Consider the following 20,888-nt stretch of genomic DNA (forward strand, 5'->3'; position numbering starts at 1 on the left):
AAGGTTACAAACCTCGCCGGTACTGGATGGCTTCCGCCACATCGGTGACCTGCAAAGCATCCCGCCCGGCCAGGTCGGCCACGGTGCGGGCTACCCGCAGAATGCGATGGTAGGCACGGGCCGACAGGTTCAGTCGCTGGCTGGCCTGGGTCAGCATGTTCTGTGCAGTCGGGTCCAGTACGCAGAACTGTTCCAGCTCACGGCTACCGAGGCGGGCGTTGGGCATGCCTTGTCGTTGCTGCTGCCGAGCATGCGCCTGCGCCACCCGCTGCTGCACCGCCTCGCTGGATTCGCCATCCGGCATGGCTGCCAGTTGCTCTGGCGGCACACTGGGCACTTCCAGCGTCAGGTCAATGCGGTCAAGCAGCGGGCCGGACAAGCGCCCGCGATAGCGTTGCACCTGATCCGGCGTGCAGCGGCAGCGCCCAGACGGATGACCATGGTAACCACAGGGGCAAGGGTTCATGGCGGCCACCAGCTGAAAACGCGCCGGGAAATCGGCTTGCTGCGCCGCACGTGAAATGGTGATGCGCCCGGCCTCCAGCGGCTCGCGCAAGACCTCCAGTACCTTGCGGTCAAACTCGGGCAACTCGTCCAGAAACAGGATGCCGTGATGGGCCAGGCTGACCTCACCGGGGCGCGGTGAACTGCCACCACCCACCAGCGCCACACTACTGGCACTGTGATGCGGGTCGCGGTAGGGCCGCTGCCCCCAGTGCCGGGCTTGCCAGCCGCCGGAGCCCAGCGACTGCACCATGGCGGCTTCCAGCGCTTCCTGCTCGCTCATCGGTGGCAACAGGCCGGGCAGCCGTTGTGCCAACATGGACTTCCCGGTTCCCGGCGGACCAAACAGCAGCAAGGAGTGCTGTCCTGCCGCCGCCACTTCCAGCGCCCGCTTGGCCTGGGCCTGGCCTTTGATGTCGCGCAGGTCCGGATAGTGTCGCGCGACACCTTGCGCTTGCCCCTGCCAGCCCGGCAACCGCTCACGGCCATTCAGGTGCGCGCACACTGCCAGCAGCGTGTCGGCGGGCAGAATCTGTGCTTCGCGTACCAGCGCGGCCTCATCGGCGTTGTCGCGCGGCAGGATGAATTGCCGTCCGGCCGTCTGGGTGGCCAGTGCCATGGCCAGCGCGCCTCGAATCGGGCGGAGCTGACCGGTCAGGGCCAGCTCACCGGCAAACTCGTAGTGCTCCACCCCATCGGCCTGCAGCTGGCCACTGGCCAGCAGGATGCCGAGCGCAATCGGCAGGTCGAAACGGCCCGATTCTTTGGGCAAGTCTGCCGGCGCCAGATTAACGGTAATGCGACGCGCTGGCAGTTCAAAGCCAGCAGTCTGCAGCGCAGCCCGCACCCGGTCGCGGCTTTCCTTGACCTCGGCTTCCGGCAAACCCACCAGGGTAAATGAGGGCAAGCCATTGGCCAGATGCACTTCCACCGTCACCAGCGGGGCGTGCAAGCCCGCCAGCGCCCGGCTGTACAGCACCGCCAGCGCCATTAGTCCTCCTGTGCCTTGAGTTCCAGCGCGCGGCTGTACAGCAGGTTACGCGGCGCACCGCTAATGCGGGTGGCCAGTGCCACTGCCTGCTTGACCGGCAGCTCGGCCAGCAGAATCTGTAACACCCGCTCCTGCTCCTCTTCCAGCCCCTCACTGACCCGCTCCGGCGCACCATCCAGCACGATGACAAACTCGCCGCGCTGCTGGTTGGGGTCCGCCTGCATCCAGGGCAGCAGCTCGCCGAGCGTGCCACGGCGGATGGTTTCAAACGTCTTGGTCAATTCGCGGCACACCACCACTTCCCGCGCCGCACCCAGCCCGGTCAGCAGGTCCTGCATGCAATCCAGGATACGGTGTGGTGCCTCGTACAGCACCAGTAGCTCGGTGGCATCGCTGAGCGCCCGGATCGCTTCCAGCCGGGCGTTGTGTTTGGGCGGCAGAAAGCCGATAAAGCGGAAGGCGGTACGCTCAAAGCCGCTGGCCGAGAGGGCGGTCACGACGGCGGAGGGTCCCGGCAGGGGTTCAACCCGAACCCCGGCCTGATGCATGGCAGCCACCACCCGCGCGCCGGGGTCGGAAATACCCGGCGTGCCGGCATCCGATACCAGCGCCACATCTTCACCGGCTTGCAGATGCTGCAACAGCTTTTCCGCTGCCGCACGCTCGTTGTGCTCATGCACCGCCAGCATACGGGGCTGGGCACCGATATGGCGCATCAAACCGCTGCTCACCCGGGTATCCTCGGCGGCCAGCAAGGTCACCCGGCTCAGCACATCACGCGCGCGAACGGTCAGGTCTTGCAAATTTCCAATCGGGGTAGCGACCACATATAATGTGCCGACTGTTCTGTTATCAGGTTGCGCCATGCGCCTTTCTGCCTTGTTTCGTGTTGCTGTCGCCTTACTATACGGCCTCGGCCTGTCCCTCGCCAGTCAGGCCGAGGAGAATCCGGCCAGTGCGCCAGCGGCCACCCCGCAGACGCCACACATCGCCTTGCTGCTGCCCTTGCAGTCCAAGGCGCTGGGGCCGTCAGCCGACGCCATCAAATCCGGCTTCATGGCAGGCTTCGAGCGCGCCAGCAGCAACGCGCTGCCGTATGTGGTGTACCCGATGGCGGACGAAGGTGCCGAGGTGGTGGATACCTACCAGCTCGCCGTACGTAGTGGCGCCCGCGTGGTGGTAGGCCCCTTGACCATCCCTGCCTTGAAAACACTGGTGGATCGTCAGGCCATCAGCGTCCCGACCTTGGGCTTGAACACCCTGAGCAGCGAGCAGCCCGCTCCGGAAAAACTGTATCTGCTCAACCTGTCTGGGGCCGCTGAAGCCCGTCTGGTCGCACGCAAAGCCTGGCAGGCTGGCCTGAAGCGCGCCACCACGCTGGCCCTGGATTCGGCCGTAGACCAGCGCATGCAACAGGCGTTTGTGGCGGAATGGGAGAAGCTGGGTGGCACGATGGTGAGTCAGGTCAATGTCCCCACGGTCAAGCCCAACTACCCGTCGCTCAAACCGATGCTGGCCCAGTGCCAGTGCGATGTGTTTTTCCTGGCGACCGACGCCACCCGCGCCCGTACCATTCGCCCCTATCTGCCACCGGATGTGGCCGTGTACGCCACTTCGCAAGCCTATACCGGCCAGATCAAGTCGCCCGCCAACTTTGACCTGCGTAACCTGCGTTTCTACGATATGCCGTGGCTGTTGCAGCTGGATCATCCGGCGGTGATGATCTACAGCCGCAGTCCGGTACCGTTGTCACTGAGCAACGAACGCCTGTATGCGCTGGGCATTGATGCCTGGAGGCTGGCCGAAAAGATGCTGACCCACCAAAGCCAACAGCCATTGGAGCTGGACGGCGTGAGCGGGCGTCTGGTATTGCTGCCGGACGGCCAGTTCCAGCGCGAGCTGACCGGCGCCGAAATACAGAATGATGAAGTGCGGCTGCTGCCGTGATCGACGGCGCCAAGGCCGAAGCAGAGGCTGCAAACTGGCTGCAGAAACAAGGCTTGCAGCTGCTGGCACGCAATTACCGTTGCCGCTATGGCGAGATTGACCTGATCATGCGCGATGGCCATACGCTGGTGTTTGTTGAAGTACGCGCCCGCAGCAGCAGCCGGTTTGGAGGTGCTGCCGCCAGTGTGGGCCCTCGCAAGCAGCAGAAATTATGGTTGACCGCCCAGCACTATCTGGCCAGCCAGCCTCAGACGCCGGCATGCCGCTTTGATGTACTGGCACTGGAGGGCACGCACTGGCACTGGGTGAAGGATGCCATCCACGGCCAGTGACACACCGGCCCGCCGGAACTTTTTATGCCAGACCAACCCTTACCCCTATTGCGGATGTCATGGATCTGATTGCCCGTATCAACCAACACTGCGCCGACAGCGCCACGCAGATCCTGCAGCATGGCGAAGAGCTGGCGACACCGCTGGCGCTGGCGGCAGAAAAACTGGTGGAGAGCCTATTGCAGGATGGCAAGATCCTGCTGTGTGCCGATGCGCATGGCCAGGCCTTGGCCAGCTATGCCGCCAGCCGCCTGCTGACACGCCTGCAGCAGGCGCGCCCGGGTCTGGCTGCCCTGCACCTGTCTGGGGATGCCGGCTTGCTGGCCGCCCTGCAAGCGACCGACAGCCTGGACACGGCTTTTGCCCGGCAGATTGAAGTACTGGGCCACCAACAGGACGCCCTGCTGTTGCTGTGCAGCGATCAGCCCAGCCCCGCTTTGCTGCAGGCCATTGCCGCAGCACATGAGCGCGGGCTGATGGTGATTGCACTGGTCGGCCCGGAGGGTGCTGCGCTGGCCGCACAACTGCAGGAACAGGATGTTTTGCTGGAGGTGCACTGTGCCGACCCGGCCCGGGTGCATGAACTGTATTTACTGGCGTTGCATTGCCTATGCGACGCACTGGATTGTCTGCTGCTAGGAGTGGAAGCATGAAACATACGTTTTCCCGTCGTACCTTGGCCAGCCTGCTGCTGGTCACGGCATTGGTGCCGATGTTGAGCGGCTGCCCGGTGGTGGTAGGCGCTGGCGTGGTATTGGGGGCATCGTCTGCGGATGATCGCCGCACCACGGCCACCCAGCTGGAAGATCAGGGCATCGAATTGAAGGCCGAAAACCGGATCGGCGAGAAGTTCAGTGGCAGCAATGTGCATATCAACGTGGTCAGCTTCAACCGGCAAGCGCTGGTGACCGGCGAAGTGCCGGATGCCAAGACCAAGCAGGACATCGAACGCATTGTCAAAACGGTGCCGAATGTGCGGACCGTATTCAATGAGATGGTGGTGGGCCCGACCAGCAGCCTGGGCAGCCGCAGCAATGATGGTTTCATCACCTCCAAGGTGAAAGCGCGTCTGCTGGACTCCGGCAAGGTCAACAGCAATCACGTCAAAGTGTTTACCGAAGATGGCGTTGTGTTCCTGATGGGACTGGTCAAGCGACAGGAAGAGGCGGACTCCGTGGAAGTGGCACGCACCACCTCCGGCGTGAAACGCGTGGTGACTATTTTTGAACATATGGATTGAGTGTGACCAGGGCACCCGGGAGGTGCCCCTCCAGATGACCGCTACAACCTCGGGCGATGCTTGAGCGGATACGACACGGTAACGGCGTTACCGGCCGCATTGTAGTTCAGATCCCGGCAAAGATTGCGCACCAGCGCAATGCCTTTGCCGGAGGGGCGCAGTGCCTGCAGGGCATTGGTCTGCTGCAGCTTGCCCTGGTGATCAAAGCCCTGCCCGCTGTCCGTCACCATGATCTGCAAGACAGGCTCCGCCTCATCCTGCAAGATGGCCAGCTCAATGGTGATTTCGCCCTGGGTCAGGGCCGTGAGCCGTTCGCTGCGTAGCATGAAGTACTCGTCCATGCCATCCGGCGACTCCTTAAGAGAGGATTCCAGCAGCAGGATGCCATGGTCCAGCGCATTGGCGAACAATTCTGTCAGGATCAGGAACACTTCGGAACGCTGCCGCCGCGTAATGCGTACCTGATCCAGCACATGGATCAACAGCGGCACCGTATTCACATACTTCAGTTCTTCCGGCCCCAGCGTCAGCGCCATTCTCCAGCCGCTTTGCACACTGCCGGACACATCATCATGCTCGCGCTGATCCGCGCTGATGCGGTCGGCCAGCTCCTGATCACAGCGGACAATGACCAGGGAAATATCATCATGGTGCGGCTCGCCGGCCAGATGGTCGACCACGGACTGGCGCACCTGCTCGACCTCACCCCCTTGCGGGGCCTGCTGCACGGCTTGCAGCAGCCGTGGATAGCCAAAGGGGGCCCTGTCGTGGTCCTCCGCCTCAACCAGGCCATCCGAGCACATCACCAGCCGTAGCGGCTCTTGTAGCGCAAAGGATTCCGTCTTGGAGTCAAACTGCATTTCCGGCAGGATGCCGAGGGGCAGATGCCGCGACGGAAACAGCAACACCACCTCGCCTTGTGCATTGAGCAGGTGCAGCTTGGGAATGCCTCCATTCCAGACTTCCAGCCGGTTGGTCAGCATGTCCACGGACACCAGCGCCGCCGAGATGAAGCGGTCGCGCGGCAGAATCTGCCTGACCTTGCTGTTGATCTCGCGAGCAATCTCGGCAATGGAGAAGCCCTTCTCGGTCATGGTGTAGAAAGGCTGCGTCACCGGCAGCACATTGAGCGCGGCCGTCAAACCATGCCCTACCCCGTCGGCCAGCATCACATACAGCACGTCACCCGGTGTGCGTGCGGCTGCGAGCAAGTCACCTGAGAGAAACTCGGCAGGAGAAATCCAGGAATCCAGCATCGGATCATCCAGCTTGGCGCTGTTGACGATACGCTCCATCAAGTGCTGCGCCACCCGCTGCTCTTCGATCACGCGATCCTGGTAGCGGCTAAGCTCGATGGCCTGCTCCCGAACCCGCTTGTACAGCATGACACTGCGTTCAAAGGCGCTGATCTTGGCACGCAGGATAGGAAAATTGACCGGCTTGGTCAGGTAATCATCACCCCCCTGGGACAAGGCGGCCACCAGGTCGGCGTCGTTATCCAGTGCCGTCAGGAAAATTACGGGAACCCAGCGTTCGCCCACACGGGTTTTCAGCTCACGAGCTGTCGTGATGCCATCCATGCCAGGCATCACCATGTCCATCAAGACAATATCCGGTGTCTGCTGCTCGGCGATCTGCAGCGCCTCATCGCCACTCCCCGCCTCCAGCACCTGGTGCCCCAGCGACTCTGCAAAACGTCTCAACAACATGCGAATCATGCGGTCGTCGTCGACGACCATCAGGATCATGCCTTGCGTTTGCGGGGTATCCACCGGCAGTCAGCCCTCAGTCCATGACAAACAGTTTGCTGAAATTGGCAATTTCCAGTACCTGCCTGGCAGAGCCGGTGCAATGGCTAAGCGTCACCTGCTTGTGGTTGTTGTCGGCTTTTTCCTTCAACAGCATCAGCATGCCGAGTGCCGAGCTGTCGATGTAATCCACCGCACGAAAATCCAGAACCAGTTGTCGCACCGCAGACTCTGCCAACGCCCGGTCGATGGCATCACGAAACTCACGGTGGGCATTGAAATCAAACCGCCCAGCCAGCGTCACCGTCGCCACGGCCCCATTTACGGTATAACTTGCCTGCATCATGCTCTCCTGCTATCAACCTGTCGCTTCAGGTTACCTGCCGGTAACCCGCCCGTGCATCTGCCCTGATTACATTATGGTCTACACCCGGTTGGTTTGCCGACCAAATCGCGCCAGCCACGCCATCACGCGTTCTGCCATCTTGTTGAGCGGCACGATCTCGTCCACCCCGCCTTGCGCGATGGCTTCCTTGGGCATGCCGAATACCACACAGCTCGCTTCATCCTGCGCAAAGTTGTACGCCCCGCCCTGCTTCATCTCCAGCATGCCCAATGCACCGTCCTTGCCCATGCCGGTGAGGATCACCCCCACCGCATTGGCGCCTGCCACATTGGCCGCTGAACGGAACAACACATCCACGCTGGGGCGATGGCGGTTGACCGGCGGACCCTGATTCAACTCGATCACATAATTGGCCCCACTGCGGGCCAGCAGCATGTGCGAATGCCCCGGTGCAATATAGGCATGTCCCGGCATCACCCGCTCGCCGTGAACCGCCTCGGTGACCTTGATCTTGCACAAGCCGTCCAGCCGGTTGGCAAACGACTTGGTAAACATTTCCGGCATATGCTGCGTGATCAGGATGGCCGGACTGTCAGGCGGAAAGGGCATCAGAAAGTCCCGCAGTGCCTCCGTGCCACCGGTGGACGCCCCCACGATGATCAGCTTTTCAGTCGACAAAATCTTGGGCCGTGTACTGGGCAAAATGCTGTCCGCCGTCAAGCGCGGCGCGATCTCCTGCTTGCGGGCATGCACCCGCGCACCAGCTGCCGCCCGAATCTTGTCGCTGATCTCATCGGCGTAGCCCTGAATACCGCGCTCAATATCCAACTTGGGCTTGGCAATGTAGTCCACCGCGCCTAGCTCCATCGCGCGCATGGCAGCCTCCGAGCTGCGCTCGGTCAGCGTCGAAATCATCAGCACCGGTGTGGGCCGCAGCCGCATCAGCTTCTCCAGGAAGTCGAGTCCGTCCATGCGTGGCATTTCGATATCCAGCGTAATCACATCCGGATTGGTATTGCGGATCACCTCCCGCGCCACGATCGGGTCTTGTGCCACGCCCACCACCTGCATGTCACGATTGCGGTTGATGATCTCGCTGAGCAGATTGCGGATCAGCGCCGAATCATCCACCACCACCACCTTGATCGGGTTTGCCATGCACCCCGCCCCTTCTGTGTCAGAACAGCTCGACCTGACCTTCGGCACTGCCGTAATTGATGCGCGTGCTGTAATCGCGTTCGCGCTGGACAATGGTATTGTTGTGTACTGTCTTCAGTTTCTTGACCAACACCCGACCGGTACGGGCAAAGAAGTATACCTTGCGCGGATAAATGTCCAGCAGGTCTTCGCACAAGATGGGGATATTCTCGATGGACAGGAAGCGCCGCACGAAACTGGCATTACGCTGTCCCACATTTGCCACGGTAAAGCCACGCAGCACATTGCCGCCGCCAAACACCTTGGCTTCCAGATTCTGGCGTCGTGCGCCATTCTTCAACAGCTGATTGATCAGCACCTCCATGGCATAAGCCCCGTAGCGCGCCGATTGCGACAGCGGAGAGTCGCCGTCCCCCTGCCCGTCGGGCAGCATGAAATGGTTCATGCCGCCAATGCCGGACACCCGGTCACGGATGCAGGCAGACACACAGGAGCCCAGCACGGTCACAATCATCATGTCACGCGTGGTTACATAGTATTCGCCCGGAAGGATCTTGGCGGCTTCGATGTCAAAATGCTTGTCGAAGTACAAAGTGGGGGCAATCACCTCCTCTTCCAGGCGTGCACTCATACCACACCCTTCAGGCCATACACCGTCTTGCCACATGGCACAAACAGATCGGACACATGCCCCAGATGCTCGGAATGGCCAACGTACAGCAGCCCATCCTTGCGCAGCAATGGCACAAACTTCTCCAGAATGCGCCGCTGGGTCGGCTTGTCAAAGTAGATCATGACATTGCGGCAAAAAATGGCGTCAAATGGTCCGCGAATCGGCCAGCTGGCGTCCAGCAAATTGAGCTGGCGGAACGTGATCAGCGCCTGCAATTCCTGCCGTACCCGTGCTTCACCGGCATGTGCACCGCTGCCCCGGAGAAAAAACCGGCGCATCCGGTCTGCAGACAGTTTCTCCAGTTTCTCCAGCGCATAGACGCCCGTCCGCCCCTTGTTCAGCACCTGGGTATCCAGATCACTGGCCAGAATACGGGCATTCGGGGTCAGACTCTGAAAATGTTCCATCAGGGTCATCGCCAGCGTATAGGGCTCCTCGCCGGTACTGGCGGCGTTACACCAGATGTTGACCTGATGCCCATCTTTGGCGGTCTTGCTCAGCTGCTCCTTCAGCAGATCAAAGTGATGAGCCTCACGAAAGAACGAGGTCAGATTGGTGGTCAGCGCATTGGTGAACTCCTCCCATTCCGGCGAGTTCGGGTTACGTTGCAACTGCTCGAGATAGGCCTGAAAGCTGGTCAAACCCTGTGCCCGCAGCCGACGGGCCAGCCGGCTGTACACCATTTGCTTCTTGCTGTCTGCCAGCGAGATGCCTGCCTTCTTGTAAATCACCTGACGCACCAGCTCAAAATCCTGGTCGGTGAAGTGGAACTCCCGGCTTTTGTCTTCGCTCAACATGATCTCATCCAGATAGTAGGGAGGGCTCCCGGCCCAAGTCTGCCCTTACACCGGGAGACGCTCATTGAGGCCGCTCAGAACTCCTCCCAGTCCCCATCATCCGAAACAGGCTTGGGCAGGGACGCTGGCCTGCTGCCCCCTCGCGCCGGGCTGGCAGCGCGCGCTGTCGCCATCGCCGTAGGTGCCGGCGCGGCCAGTGCTCGCGAGCTGCTGCCACCCAGCTTGAACACCGAGACCGAGATGGTCAAGCCTTGCGCCTGCTCCTGCAAGCTCTCTGCTGCCGCCGCCGCTTGCTCAACCAGTGCCGCATTCTGCTGCGTCATGTCATCCATCTGGGTGATGGTGGTATTGACCTGCTCGATGCCCGCGCTTTGCTCAGTGCTGGCAGCAGAGATCTCACTCATGATATCGGTGACCCGCTTCACAGCGGTGACGATCTCTTCCATGGTGTGCCCCGCTTCATCCACCAGCTTGGAGCCACTGTCCACTTTCTCCACCGAGTCATTGATCAAGGCTTTGATTTCCTTGGCGGCACCGGCAGAGCGTTGTGCCAGGTTGCGCACCTCGCTGGCCACCACCGCAAAGCCCCGACCTTGCTCACCGGCACGCGCCGCTTCCACCGCAGCATTCAGGGCCAGGATATTGGTCTGGAAGGCAATGCCGTCGATCACGCTGATGATGTCTTCGATCTTGCGGGCCGAGCCACTGATCGCCTGCATGGTGGTCACCACTTCGCTGACCACTTCTCCACCCTTCACCGCGATATCGGATGCCCCACGCGCCAGCTGATTGGCCTGACGTGCATTTTCGGCATTCTGCTTCACCGTACTGGTCAGCTCTTCCATGCTGGACGCAGTTTCTTCCAGGCTGGCCGCTTGCTCTTCGGTACGCTGGCTGAGGTTCTGGTTGCCGGAAGCAATTTCCCGCGATGCCGTGTTGATGGTATCGGTGGCCTCCTTGATCTGCAGCACAATCTCGGTCAGGCGGTCGATGGTGGTGGTGCTGTCTTCCTTCAGCTGACCGAAAGCCCCTTCGTAGTCATTCACCACCTTGACGGTCAGATCCCCTTGCGCCAGCGCACTGAACACCTGCCCAATATCATTCAGGCCACGCTCGCTGGTTTCCATCAGCCGGTTGACGCCGTCGCCCAGGGTCTTGAAGAACCCTGCCTTGCCTTGCATCTCGATACGCTGGCTGAAGTCACCCCGGCCAGCCGCCTGGATGATGCTGTCCACTTCCTGCTCCACCGCCACTTCCTGCGTGATGTCACTCCACTCCACCACACTGCCCAGCCGCTCGCCGGCTTCGCCAAACACCGGGTTGGCAATCAAGGCGAAGTGGCGGCCCCCTACCTGGATCTTGGTACGGTAAGTGGCTTTCAGGTTGGCCAGCATATTCATCTGGTGCGCCGGGTTCTTGTGGAAGGTGTCGATCAGCGCGCCTTGCAAGTTGGCGGTGCTGAATTGTGGCAAGTCCTTGCGGATATCGGATTCTGCCGTACGCAGCATGTCCTGTACCGCGCGGTTCATGTAGATGATCTTGCGGTCGTTGTCCGCAATCATCACATTGCTGGACACCCCATCCAGCGCACTCTTGATGCGGGCATTCTCACCGGCCACCTGCAATTCACGCTCACGGGCAGCCAGCTGCTCGGTCACATCCGCCCACTCCACCACACTGCCCAGACGGCTGCCTTGTTCATCTTTCACCGGGTTGGCAATCAGGTCAAAGGTACGTCCCCCCACCTTGATGCGTGACTTGTAGGTAGAAGTCAGGTTGGCCAGCAGGCTCATCTGGTGGGCCGGGTTCTTGTGGAAGGTGTCGATCAGCGCGCCTTGCAGATTGGCAGTGCTGAATTGTGGCAGGTCCTTGCGGATATCGGCTTCAGCCGCACGCAGCATGTCCAGCACCGCGCGGTTCATGTAGATGATCTTGCGGTCGTTGTCCGCAATCATCACGTTGCCGGATACCCCATCCAGAGCGCTCTTGATGCGGGCATTGGCCACCGCAGCTTCAGCTGCCGTGCGAAGGGTCTGCTGCATTTGCTGCATGCTGGCCAGCAGGCTGCTGCTGTCACCCGACTTCACCGGAATCGCAGTCTGCAAATCGCCCGCCGCCGTACGCTTGACCGCAGCCAGCGCCACGCTCAGCTCCCCGCCCAGGCTGCCGAGAATGCTGCGGGTAATCCAGAATGCCAGCAGCACGCCGATGACCACCGCCGCCACCCCGATCAGCAAAACCATCTTGATGGTGGCATTGCCATCGGCCTCGAGCATCGTGGCATGCTCTTTGACCTGACTGGTTTCAAAGTCGATCAAAGCCGTGATGGCCTCGAGGTAGGCAGTCTGCGACTCACGGGTTTTGGTCAGCAGGTAGGTCTTGGAGGCCACATGGTCGCCACTGTCAAACAGGCGCAGGAACTCGTTGGTATCCGCTACAAATCCGTCTCGAGTGGACTTCACCTTGTCAAGCAGGGCACGCTCTTCCGGCTCCATCTCTGCAGACTCCAGCTGCTTGAGCCGGTCTGCAATGATACTGCGGGCGTCGTTGATCTTCTTGCGCTGCTCATCCACCAGGGCCTTGTCATCCGCCAGCTGCGTGGTGCGGATGGATCGGGCAATGCCGTTGACGGCATCAATGACATCATTGGCCAGTACCGAGCGGGGGAAATGCCTGCGGCTCATTTCCGCCATGTTGCCCTGCATGCTGATGACCTGGTTTCGGGTCAGCAGTGCGGACAGCACCAGAAGCAGCAACAGGATGCCGAAGCCGCCGAGCAGTTTGTTACGTACAGACAGTGCATTCAGGTTCACTTGGTATCTCCCTGCGGAAGTTCAGGCGGGCTGCATGGAGTGGTCCATCAACTCCATTTCGCTGCTGGTCATCAGTTTTTCGATATCGGCGAGGATGATCATGCGCTCATCCACCGTCCCCAATCCCTGGATATAGTCCGTCTTCAACGTAGCCCCGAATTCCGGGGCGGGACGGATCTGCTCATTACCGAGGGTGATCACGTCGGACACCCCGTCCACCACAATGCCAACCACCCTGCGTGCCACATTGAGGATGATCACCACCGTGAACTGATTGTAGGTGGCGGTGCCCACCTGAAATTTGATGCGCAAATCCACCACCGGCACGATGGTGCCGCGCAGGTTGATCACCCCTTTGATGAAGGCCGGGGAGTTGGCAATGGTCGTCACCGTGTCGTAGCCCCGGATTTCCTGCACTTTGAGGATGTCGATGCCGTACTCCTCCTGCCCGAGGGTAAAGACCAGGTATTCACCACTGGCCGCATTGTGCTGATTGACTGTTTCCATACGGACCATTCCTTGCATCAGGCTGCAGCAGGCTGCTGCTGGCTCAGTTTGAACAGGGCTTCCACGTCGATGATCAGCGCCACCCGCCCATCGCCCATGATGGTGGCCCCGGAAATACCGGCCACCTTGCGGTAATTGCTTTCCAGACTCTTGATCACCACCTGCTGCTGGCCCAGCAGGTCATCCACAAACAGCGCCAGCTTGCCGCCATCGGCCTCAAGGATGATCACCAGCCCGCGGTCATAGCTCGCCACATGGTCTTCAATGTTGAACACCCGGTGCAGGCACACCAGCGGCAGGTATTCACCGCGCACATGGATCAGCTCCCCGCGCCCGGCCACGGTGTTGATGTCTTCCATCCTGGGCTGCAAGGATTCCACGATGAAGGTGAGCGGAATCACAAATACCTCCGGCCCGACCGAAACCGACATGCCATCCAGAATCGCCAGCGTCAGCGGCAGCCGGATGGACATGGTGGTGCCCTGATCTCGCGCCGACTCAATGTCGATACGGCCGCCCATGCCCTGGATATTGCGGCGAACCACATCCATGCCGACCCCCCGCCCGGAGACATCGGTCACCACTTCGGCCGTGGAAAAACCTGCCTCAAAGATCAGGCTCCACACTTCCTGATCGGTCATGCTGTCGCTCACCGTCATGCCATTGCTGCGCGCCTTGGCCAGAATGCGCTCCCGGCTGAGCCCGCCGCCATCGTCCGACACCTGAATCATGATGTTGCCGCCCTGATGGAAGGCCTTCAGCGTCAGCGTACCGCGCTCCGGCTTGCCTTTGGCCAGCCGGGCTTCACTGGTCTCAATGCCATGATCCAGGCTATTACGCACCAGGTGCGTGAGCGGGTCGGCCAGCTTTTCGATCAGGCCCTTGTCCATCTCGGTGTTTTCGCCGATGGTCACCAGATCCACCTTCTTGCCCAGTTTGGCCGCGACGTCGCGCACCACGCGCGGGAAGCGGCTGAAGACAAAGGAGATCGGCATCATGCGGATCGACATCGCTGCTTCCTGCAGCTCACGGGTATTGCGCTCGAGCAGGGCTACACCGTTGTACAGGCGTTCATGCAGCACCGGATCAAACTGACCGGCGATCTGCGCCAGCATGGCCTGGGTAATCACCAGCTCACCGACCAGATTGATGATCTGGTCCACCTTTTCCACCCCGACCCGGATCGAGGTGCTTTCCTGTGCCGCCGCGCCTGCGGCCGCGGCCTTGGCAGCAGCCGGTTTCTCGGCAGGCACCTTGGCGGGCGCAGCGACAGCGGCCACGGGCACAATACTCGCATCCGCCTGCTGCTCGGCCTCACTCAGCGGCGTGAACAGGCCAAAACCGTCACTCTCTTCCTGCACCAAGGCCTGGGCCGGCGCGGAGGGAAGTGGCGCAAACAAGCCAAAGCCTTCATCTTCTTCCAGCACATCGCTACTGCTGACAGCGGTCCCCTCCAAGGGGGGGAAGAAACCAAACCCGCCATCAGCATCGTCCTGCAGTCCGGCGTTGAAGTCTGCTACCGTAAACGCAAACTCAGGCAGCAGAAAGCCCAGCATCTCGGAGAGGTCCTGGCAGGACGCAGCGGTGGTAAACACCCATTCGCGCGTTTTGCCACCGTCGCCCTCATCTTGCTCACTCATGCTGCCCAGTTTGCCAAAGCCCGCAAGCCGCTCCTGCAATGAGTCCAGATCCAGCCCGGCCGCCAGCACAGCATCCAGCTTCAGCGTGAGCCGCAGCCGTTGCTCGCCTTCCGGTAGCCCGCCGCCTGCGGTTTCTTGTGCTTCATCTGCCCCCCCGCTCAATGCCGTCAGTCGGTCACAGATCAGCTGGCTGGCCGCATCATCCGCCTCTCCCTGACCTTGGTGAGCCGCCAGCAAGTTCTTCAGCACATCGCCCGCTTGCAGAAACACATCCACCATTTCACTGCTTAGCTTGAGCTCATGCTTGCGAATACGATCGAGCAGGTTTTCCAGAATATGGGTGACTTCAGTCAGGTCATTGAAGCCAAACGTACCGGCGCCACCCTTGATCGAGTGCGCGGCCCGAAAGATGGCATTCAAAGCCTCATCGTCCGGCTGCTGAATATCCAGCGCCAGTAGCAAGGACTCCATCTCTCCCAGGTGTTCCGCCGCCTCCTCGAAGAAGACCTGGTGAAACTGCGACATGTCTATGCTCATCACCCGCTCCGTCTGCCGATGACCCGGTGGGCCGAGGTTAGCCGATGACCTTTTTCACGACATCGAGCAGCTTTTGCGGATCGAAAGGCTTGACCAGCCAGCCCGTCGCGCCGGCAGCACGGCCTTGCTGCTTCATGGCGTCGCCTGCTTCGGTGGTCAGCATCAGGATCGGCGTGGTGCGATAGGTCGGCAGCGCACGCAAAGACTTGATCAGGGTAAGGCCATCCATGCCCGGCATGTTCTGATCGGTCAGGATCAGGTCAAACGGTGTGCCGCGGGCTGCCGCCAGCCCGGCATTGCCATCCACCGCTTCCTGTACCTGATAACCCGCTGTTTTCAGGGTGTATACCACCATCTGCCGGATGGACGCCGAGTCATCCACGGTGAGTATGTTCTTGGCCATATGTGCTCCAGGTGTTGAGTGTTGTCGGCTGGGGTCAGAACAGCTCTATATCGCCGGTGTCCATGGTATTCTGGCTAACCGGGTTGAATTCCACATCTGCATGCAATGCCGCAATCTGCTGGCGAACCTCTTCTGCGATATCCGGAATGCGTTGCAGGAAGGCGGCTTGTTTCAATAACTGGGGCTGCGCAGCCAGCTCCTGCTGCATGCTGGTCAATTGCTCGCAGAGGCGCGCCATGTTTTCCATGCGTCGTGAGGTATGCGTCACCAGCTGGTTGACCAGATCCTGGAACTGCAGAGAGCGAATGGCCTGGTTGGTATCCTGCTCGACCACGCCGGCAATGTCGGAGAGTTGATCCACCGCCTCACCCATGCTGACATTGAGCGCACGAATGGCGGACATGGTGCGCTCCACCCGCATCTTGGACTGCAAGGCAAAGTTCATGTCCTGGGCGGCCAGCTCGGCAATACGGCCTTCGGCATCTGTCACCGAGGAGTGGACCAGGCCAATATTGTCGCGAATCTGCTGGCTGAACTGGTTGGTGCGCAAGGAAAGGTTGCGCACTTCGTCGGCCACCACGGCAAAGCCACGCCCGGCCTCCCCGGCCCGTGCGGCTTCAATGGCCGCGTTCAGCGCCAGCAGGTTGGTCTGCTTGGCAATGGCTTCAATGTCGCCCACAAAGCCAAGTACCAGCTTGACCTGCTTGGCGATGTCATCCATTTTTTCTACCAGCGCCATGCCGATGGTGCTGTTGCGCACCGTGCTGTCCACAAACAGCGACAGGGTGCGCGAAGTATCGTTGGCAAAGTCCTCAAAGGTGATGGACTGACCTTGCTCGGTTTCCACTTCACCCCGGGTCAGCGCCTGGGCAATCTGCTGCTGCGACGCGGCTTGCCGGGTAATGCTGGTAAAGCTGTTGATCAGGGTGTCGATGGCATCACCCAGGATGGTGCGCACCCGCACCATCTCGGACTCGGAAATGGCAAACTGATGCAGGAACTCGTTATCCGCGGCGCACAGGGTTTCAAACACTTGCTGCTCGGCCACTGTGGTGTGGCCACTGTGACGCTCACGTGGCGGAGCCTGCACACCACCTTCGCGCCGTACGCACAGCAAACCCACCCACATCAGCAACTGCAGCAGGGCGATACGCCAGTCCAGCCAGCCCATCTGCCACAACACGGCCTGCAGCAGCACCAGCAGGCTGCCCTGTATCCAGCGATTGTTCAGTTTCTGTAGCACTCCCACCTTGCACCTCGAGGCATGATTATTCGGTCATGGCATATGCCATGCGGGCCATGCTTGATCTGTGCCGCTGCGGCAGCACTTATGTTTGGTGATAGTTGACGTCTCTCGCTTCGTCAAGGCGCAACTCGGACAGGCATGCCCCATTCTTGCTATACTCGGCCAGCCGGTCATGAACCGGATTCCCTGCTTTTTGACGACGTTCCGCATGCCTGCCATTGCCCTGTTGCCCGACCATCTGATCAACCAGATTGCTGCTGGTGAGGTGGTGGAGCGCCCGGCTTCTGCCCTCAAGGAAATGCTGGAAAACAGCCTGGATGCGGGCGCCGATGATATCCAGGTACAGCTGCAGCAAGGCGGCATTCAGCTGATTCGCGTGAGCGACAATGGTGGCGGTATCCCGGTGGCTGAATTGCCGCTGGCACTGGCGCGCCACGCCACCAGCAAGATTCGCCAGCTGGAGGACCTGGAGCAGGTCGGTACCCTCGGTTTTCGTGGCGAGGGGCTTGCCAGTATCGCTTCCGTTTCCCGCCTGTCGCTGACCAGTCGCGCGGTGGGTGCGGATCACGCCTGGAAAGTGGAAGCACAAGGTGGCGAACTCTCCCAGCCCGAGCCCGCCGCACTCAGCGCCGGTACTGTGGTGGAGGTGCACGACCTCTACTACAACACCCCTGCGCGCCGTAAATTCCTCAAGACCGAAGCCACCGAGTACGGGCATTGCGAGGATACCTTCAAGCGCATGGCGCTGGCCTGGCCACAGGTGGCGTTTACCCTCAGCCATAATGGCCGTATCAGCTGGCGCTTGCCACGACAAAGCAGCCACCAGCGCATTGCCGCCATTCTGGGCGAGCATTTTCTGGAAGACGGCCTGAGTGTGGCTGCCGAAAACGGGATGCTGCAGCTCTCTGGCCTGGTCGGCAGCCCGACCCAGTCCCGTGCCGGGCGCGATGCGCAGTATTTTTTCGTCAATGGCCGCTTTATCCGCGACAAACTGGTCAGCCATGCGCTGCGCGAGGCTTACCGCGATGTACTGCATCACGAGCGCCACCCGGTGTATGCGCTGTTCTTCCAGTTGCCGCCAGAGTTGGTGGACGTGAACGTACACCCGCAGAAGAGCGAGGTGAAGTTCCGCGATAGCAGCGCGGTGTACCGCTTGCTGAAATCGACCGTGCAACAGATTCTGGCGGGTACGGTGGCAGGAAGCGGCCACCCGGTTACCGAACCCGGCTTCACGCCCATGCCACCGGTGATGACGGCCAGCCCCGCTCCAACGGCAGGCAATGGCTGGGCAGCCGCGCCGCGCTATGAACAAGCACGGATGCCGCTGGGTGTTGCCGAGGCCGTTCCGAACTATTTTGCCGCCCTGAAGCCGCTGGACGACCTGCCGCAAGCGCCCCCGGCACTCCCTGCCGCCACCGATGCCCCGCCATTGGGCTACGCCTTGGCACAGCTGCAAGGCATCTATGTGCTGGCGCAAAACGAGCATGGCCTGATCGTGGTGGACATGCACGCCGCCCACGAGCGCATTCTGTACGAAAAACTGAAATCCGCACTGGATCAGCACAGTGTGGTCAGCCAGCCCTTGCTGATTCCTGCCAGCTTCCACGCCACCAGCCTGGAGATGGCGACCGCCAGCCAGCAAAGCGAGGCGTTGTCACGGCTGGGCTTTGAGCTGGCCCCCGTTTCGCCAACGCATTTAGCCTTGCGCGCCGTACCGGTGGCCTTGCAGCAGGCCGACAGCATTGCGCTGGCACGGGATGTGCTGAAAGACCTGGCGGAAGTCGGCAGCAGTGATGTGCTGACCGCCCGGCGCAACGAACTGCTCGCCACCATGGCCTGCCACGGCGCCGTGCGCGCCAACCGCCATCTCACGGTGCCGGAAATGAACGCCCTGCTGCGCGAGATGGAAGCCACCGAACGCTCCGGGCAGTGCAACCATGGCCGCCCGACCTGGTTTCAGCTCACGCTGGCTGACCTCGACAAACTGTTCCTGCGCGGCCAATGACACCCGCCTTGCCCCCACTGATTCTGCTGGCCGGGCCGACCGCCAGCGGCAAAACCGCCTGCGCCATTCACCTGCTGGAGCGGCAGCTGCCTGTCGAGCTGGTCAGCGTCGATTCGGCGCTGGTCTATCGCGACATGAATATTGGCACCGCCAAGCCGGATGCCGCCACACTGGCACGCGCACCGCACCACCTGATTGACCTGATCAGTCCGCTGGAGGCTTATTCGGCCGCGCAGTTTCGCAACGATGCCTTGCAGGTGATGGCAGAAATCACCGCACGCGGCAAGATCCCGCTGCTGGTGGGCGGCACCATGCTGTACTACAAGGCGCTGCTGGAGGGATTGTCGGACCTGCCGGAGGCGGACCCCGCCTTGCGCGCGCAACTGGAGGCCGATGCCCGCACAGATGGTCTGGCCGCGCTGCATGCCCGTCTGGCCAGCCTCGACCCGACCACCGCAGCCCGTCTGCACCCGACCGACAGCCAGCGCATCCAGCGGGCGCTGGAAATCTGCCTGCTGAGCGGCGAGCCGATGTCGGCCTTGCTGGCGCGGCAGCAAGCCAGCCCGCTACCCTACCGCACCCTGCAGCTGGCGCTACACCCCTCCGACCGTGCAGTGCTGCATGAGCGCATTGCGCTGCGTTTCCGGCAGATGCTGCAGGATGGCCTGCTGGATGAGGTTCGCGAGCTGCAGCAGCGCTACCCGGCGCTACACCCGGACTTGCCCAGCATGCGCTGTGTGGGTTACCGGCAGGCCTGGCTGCATCTGGCCGGTGAAGACAATCTGCCGACCCTGATCGACAAAGGCATCGCCGCCACTCGCCAGCTGGCCAAGCGGCAGATGACCTGGCTGCGTGGCCTGCCCGGCTGGCAGTTGCTCGACTGTCTGGCGGCCGACCTGCCGCAACAGGTCGAGCAACAGGTTCAGCGCTGGCTGGACGCTGGGCCTGCCCACTGATCAGAGCAGCGCTGCCCGCCAGGCAAAATACGCGGCCAGACCCAACACAATGGTCAGCAGCTGGTTACGCCAGCGCAGGCAGACCGCAATCGCCACCAGCGCACCGATCAGCTGCGGATTACGCCAGTGCAGCTCAACGCCCTGCTCGTGCGGTGCCAGCACCATGGGCACAATCAGTGCGGTGAGCACCGTCACCGGCACAAAAGCCAGTGCCCGCTGCAAGGCCGGGGGGAAGGTGACCCGATCTCCCAGCAGAAAGAAAGACGCCTTGGTCAAGACGGTAATCAAGGCCATGCCCAGAATCATCACGGTGTAGTTCATGCGGCCTCCTGCACGACGGTCGATGTTCTGGCATGCGCCCAAACTCCTGCGGCCACGCCAGCCAGGATGGCCAGCATCAGCCCGCCCTTATAGGGCCAATGTCGGCCCAGCAAGGCCACCGCACCGGCGGTGAGTGCCGCCAGCAGTTGCGGGCGCTGCTTGAGCTGTGGCACCACGATGCCGATGAAGGTCACCACCATGGCAAAATCCAGCCCCCACTGCTGCAAGGCAGGGAATGCCGCACCAAACAGCACCCCCAGCAGCGTCCAGCTTTGCCAGTTGAGATACATGGATCCGGCTGAGCCGAGGAAATACCAGTGGCTGTGGCTGTGCTGCGGATGCAGGCGATAATGGCCCACCATCACGGCAAAGGTCTCATCCGTCAGCAACGCCCCCAACCCTGCTCGCCAACGCAGCGGCAGATGGGCGACGTGTGGCAGCAAGGTGGCGGAATACAGGGCATGGCGCAGGTTCACCACAAAGGTGGTCAGCCAGATTAACAGCAGTGAGGCATGACCGGCCACCAGCCCCACCGCGATGAGCTGGCTGGAACCGGCATAGACGGTGGCGGACATCAGCGAGCCATGCCATATCTGCATGGCCGAGCCCACCGCCAGGGTGCCGAAAATCATGCCAAACGGGGCGGCACCGACCAGCATGGGCAAGGTGTCGCGCACGCCTTCCAGCAAGGCAGAACGTGGGGTATGCATGAGAATGAACTCCT

Annotated in this window: 20 protein-coding genes; 6 read left to right on the plus strand and 14 right to left on the minus strand. The window is 61.3% G+C overall.

Features of this window, described 5'->3' with window-relative positions; translation table 11 throughout:
• Positions 1 to 4 precede the first annotated feature (4 nt).
• Both HF682_RS14425 and rsmI read right to left on the minus strand, forming a co-directional pair.
• Positions 5 to 1,495, minus strand: coding sequence for a YifB family Mg chelatase-like AAA ATPase (locus HF682_RS14425; protein WP_168878016.1), 1,491 nt, complete (start codon positions 1,493 to 1,495; stop codon positions 5 to 7).
• Complete coding sequence (gene rsmI, locus HF682_RS14430) at positions 1,495 to 2,361, minus strand: 16S rRNA (cytidine(1402)-2'-O)-methyltransferase (protein ID WP_168878017.1); 867 nt, start codon at positions 2,359 to 2,361, stop codon at positions 1,495 to 1,497. Before rsmI ends, HF682_RS14425 begins: the two co-directional genes overlap by 1 nt.
• Between rsmI and HF682_RS14435 the strand changes: the two genes are divergently transcribed.
• Genes HF682_RS14435 through HF682_RS14450 form a run of 4 tightly spaced genes read left to right on the plus strand, consistent with a single transcriptional unit; the run spans position 2,360 to position 5,014 of the window.
• Positions 2,360 to 3,442, plus strand: coding sequence for a penicillin-binding protein activator (locus HF682_RS14435; RefSeq protein WP_168878018.1), 1,083 nt, complete (start codon positions 2,360 to 2,362; stop codon positions 3,440 to 3,442). The genes rsmI and HF682_RS14435 overlap by 2 nt on opposite strands.
• Positions 3,439 to 3,774 carry a YraN family protein gene (locus HF682_RS14440; RefSeq protein WP_308418744.1) on the plus strand — a complete coding sequence of 112 codons (336 nt, stop codon included), beginning with the start codon at positions 3,439 to 3,441 and terminating at the stop codon, positions 3,772 to 3,774. The genes HF682_RS14435 and HF682_RS14440 overlap by 4 nt, the downstream gene beginning before the upstream one ends.
• Positions 3,775 to 3,833: 59 nt before the next feature.
• Positions 3,834 to 4,427, plus strand: coding sequence for an SIS domain-containing protein (locus HF682_RS14445; protein WP_168878019.1), 594 nt, complete (start codon positions 3,834 to 3,836; stop codon positions 4,425 to 4,427).
• The gene (locus tag HF682_RS14450) at positions 4,424 to 5,014 is read left to right on the plus strand and encodes a BON domain-containing protein (RefSeq protein ID WP_168878020.1); all 591 of its coding nucleotides are present in this window, start codon (positions 4,424 to 4,426) and stop codon (positions 5,012 to 5,014) included. The genes HF682_RS14445 and HF682_RS14450 overlap by 4 nt, the downstream gene beginning before the upstream one ends.
• Positions 5,015 to 5,055: 41 nt before the next feature.
• Here the strand turns inward: HF682_RS14450 and HF682_RS14455 are convergent, their stop codons facing one another.
• From HF682_RS14455 to HF682_RS17980, 10 genes are all read right to left on the minus strand, one after another.
• A complete protein-coding gene (locus HF682_RS14455) occupies positions 5,056 to 6,786 on the minus strand; it encodes an ATP-binding SpoIIE family protein phosphatase (RefSeq protein WP_168878021.1) in 1,731 nt (576 codons plus the stop codon).
• Between the two features lie 13 nt (positions 6,787 to 6,799).
• Positions 6,800 to 7,108: an STAS domain-containing protein gene (locus HF682_RS14460; protein ID WP_240947281.1), complete on the minus strand. Its 309-nt coding sequence runs from the start codon at positions 7,106 to 7,108 to the stop codon at positions 6,800 to 6,802.
• A 78-nt stretch (positions 7,109 to 7,186) separates the two neighbouring features.
• Positions 7,187 to 8,266, minus strand: a complete 1,080-nt coding sequence (locus tag HF682_RS14465; RefSeq protein WP_168878022.1) for a protein-glutamate methylesterase/protein-glutamine glutaminase — start codon at positions 8,264 to 8,266, stop codon at positions 7,187 to 7,189.
• Between the two features lie 19 nt (positions 8,267 to 8,285).
• The gene (gene cheD, locus HF682_RS14470) at positions 8,286 to 8,897 is read right to left on the minus strand and encodes a chemoreceptor glutamine deamidase CheD (RefSeq protein ID WP_168878023.1); all 612 of its coding nucleotides are present in this window, start codon (positions 8,895 to 8,897) and stop codon (positions 8,286 to 8,288) included.
• The gene (locus HF682_RS14475) at positions 8,894 to 9,736 is read right to left on the minus strand and encodes a CheR family methyltransferase (RefSeq protein ID WP_168878024.1); all 843 of its coding nucleotides are present in this window, start codon (positions 9,734 to 9,736) and stop codon (positions 8,894 to 8,896) included. Before HF682_RS14475 ends, cheD begins: the two co-directional genes overlap by 4 nt.
• Before the next feature lie 74 nt (positions 9,737 to 9,810).
• The gene (locus HF682_RS18110; protein WP_168878025.1) at positions 9,811 to 12,549 is read right to left on the minus strand and encodes a methyl-accepting chemotaxis protein; all 2,739 of its coding nucleotides are present in this window, start codon (positions 12,547 to 12,549) and stop codon (positions 9,811 to 9,813) included.
• Positions 12,550 to 12,570: 21 nt separating this feature from the next.
• Positions 12,571 to 13,056 (minus strand): chemotaxis protein CheW, encoded by a 486-nt coding sequence (locus tag HF682_RS14485; RefSeq protein WP_205882092.1) that lies wholly within the window; start codon positions 13,054 to 13,056, stop codon positions 12,571 to 12,573.
• 17 nt (positions 13,057 to 13,073) lie between these two features.
• Complete coding sequence (locus HF682_RS14490; protein WP_240947282.1) at positions 13,074 to 15,221, minus strand: chemotaxis protein CheW; 2,148 nt, start codon at positions 15,219 to 15,221, stop codon at positions 13,074 to 13,076.
• A gap of 49 nt (positions 15,222 to 15,270) precedes the next feature.
• Positions 15,271 to 15,636 (minus strand): response regulator, encoded by a 366-nt coding sequence (locus HF682_RS14495; RefSeq protein WP_168878028.1) that lies wholly within the window; start codon positions 15,634 to 15,636, stop codon positions 15,271 to 15,273.
• Between the two features lie 34 nt (positions 15,637 to 15,670).
• On the minus strand, positions 15,671 to 16,807 hold the full coding sequence (locus HF682_RS17980) for a methyl-accepting chemotaxis protein (protein WP_168878099.1): 1,137 nt from the start codon (positions 16,805 to 16,807) through the stop codon (positions 15,671 to 15,673).
• Positions 16,808 to 17,090: 283 nt separating this feature from the next.
• On the opposite strand from HF682_RS17980, the gene mutL reads away from it, so the two are divergent.
• The gene (mutL, locus tag HF682_RS14505; protein WP_168878029.1) at positions 17,091 to 18,887 is read left to right on the plus strand and encodes a DNA mismatch repair endonuclease MutL; all 1,797 of its coding nucleotides are present in this window, start codon (positions 17,091 to 17,093) and stop codon (positions 18,885 to 18,887) included.
• Positions 18,884 to 19,843, plus strand: coding sequence for a tRNA (adenosine(37)-N6)-dimethylallyltransferase MiaA (miaA, locus tag HF682_RS14510; protein WP_168878030.1), 960 nt, complete (start codon positions 18,884 to 18,886; stop codon positions 19,841 to 19,843). Before mutL ends, miaA begins: the two co-directional genes overlap by 4 nt.
• Here the strand turns inward: miaA and HF682_RS14515 are convergent, their stop codons facing one another.
• Together HF682_RS14515 and HF682_RS14520 are read right to left on the minus strand one after the other, a co-directional pair.
• Positions 19,844 to 20,164 carry an AzlD domain-containing protein gene (locus tag HF682_RS14515; protein ID WP_168878031.1) on the minus strand — a complete coding sequence of 107 codons (321 nt, stop codon included), beginning with the start codon at positions 20,162 to 20,164 and terminating at the stop codon, positions 19,844 to 19,846. It abuts the gene before it with no gap.
• Positions 20,161 to 20,874, minus strand: a complete 714-nt coding sequence (locus HF682_RS14520; RefSeq protein ID WP_168878032.1) for an AzlC family ABC transporter permease — start codon at positions 20,872 to 20,874, stop codon at positions 20,161 to 20,163. Before HF682_RS14520 ends, HF682_RS14515 begins: the two co-directional genes overlap by 4 nt.
• Between the last annotated feature and the right edge of the window lie 14 nt (positions 20,875 to 20,888).

It is taken from the genome of Leeia aquatica (assembly GCF_012641365.1).
Lineage (GTDB): Bacteria > Pseudomonadota > Gammaproteobacteria > Burkholderiales > Leeiaceae > Leeia > Leeia aquatica.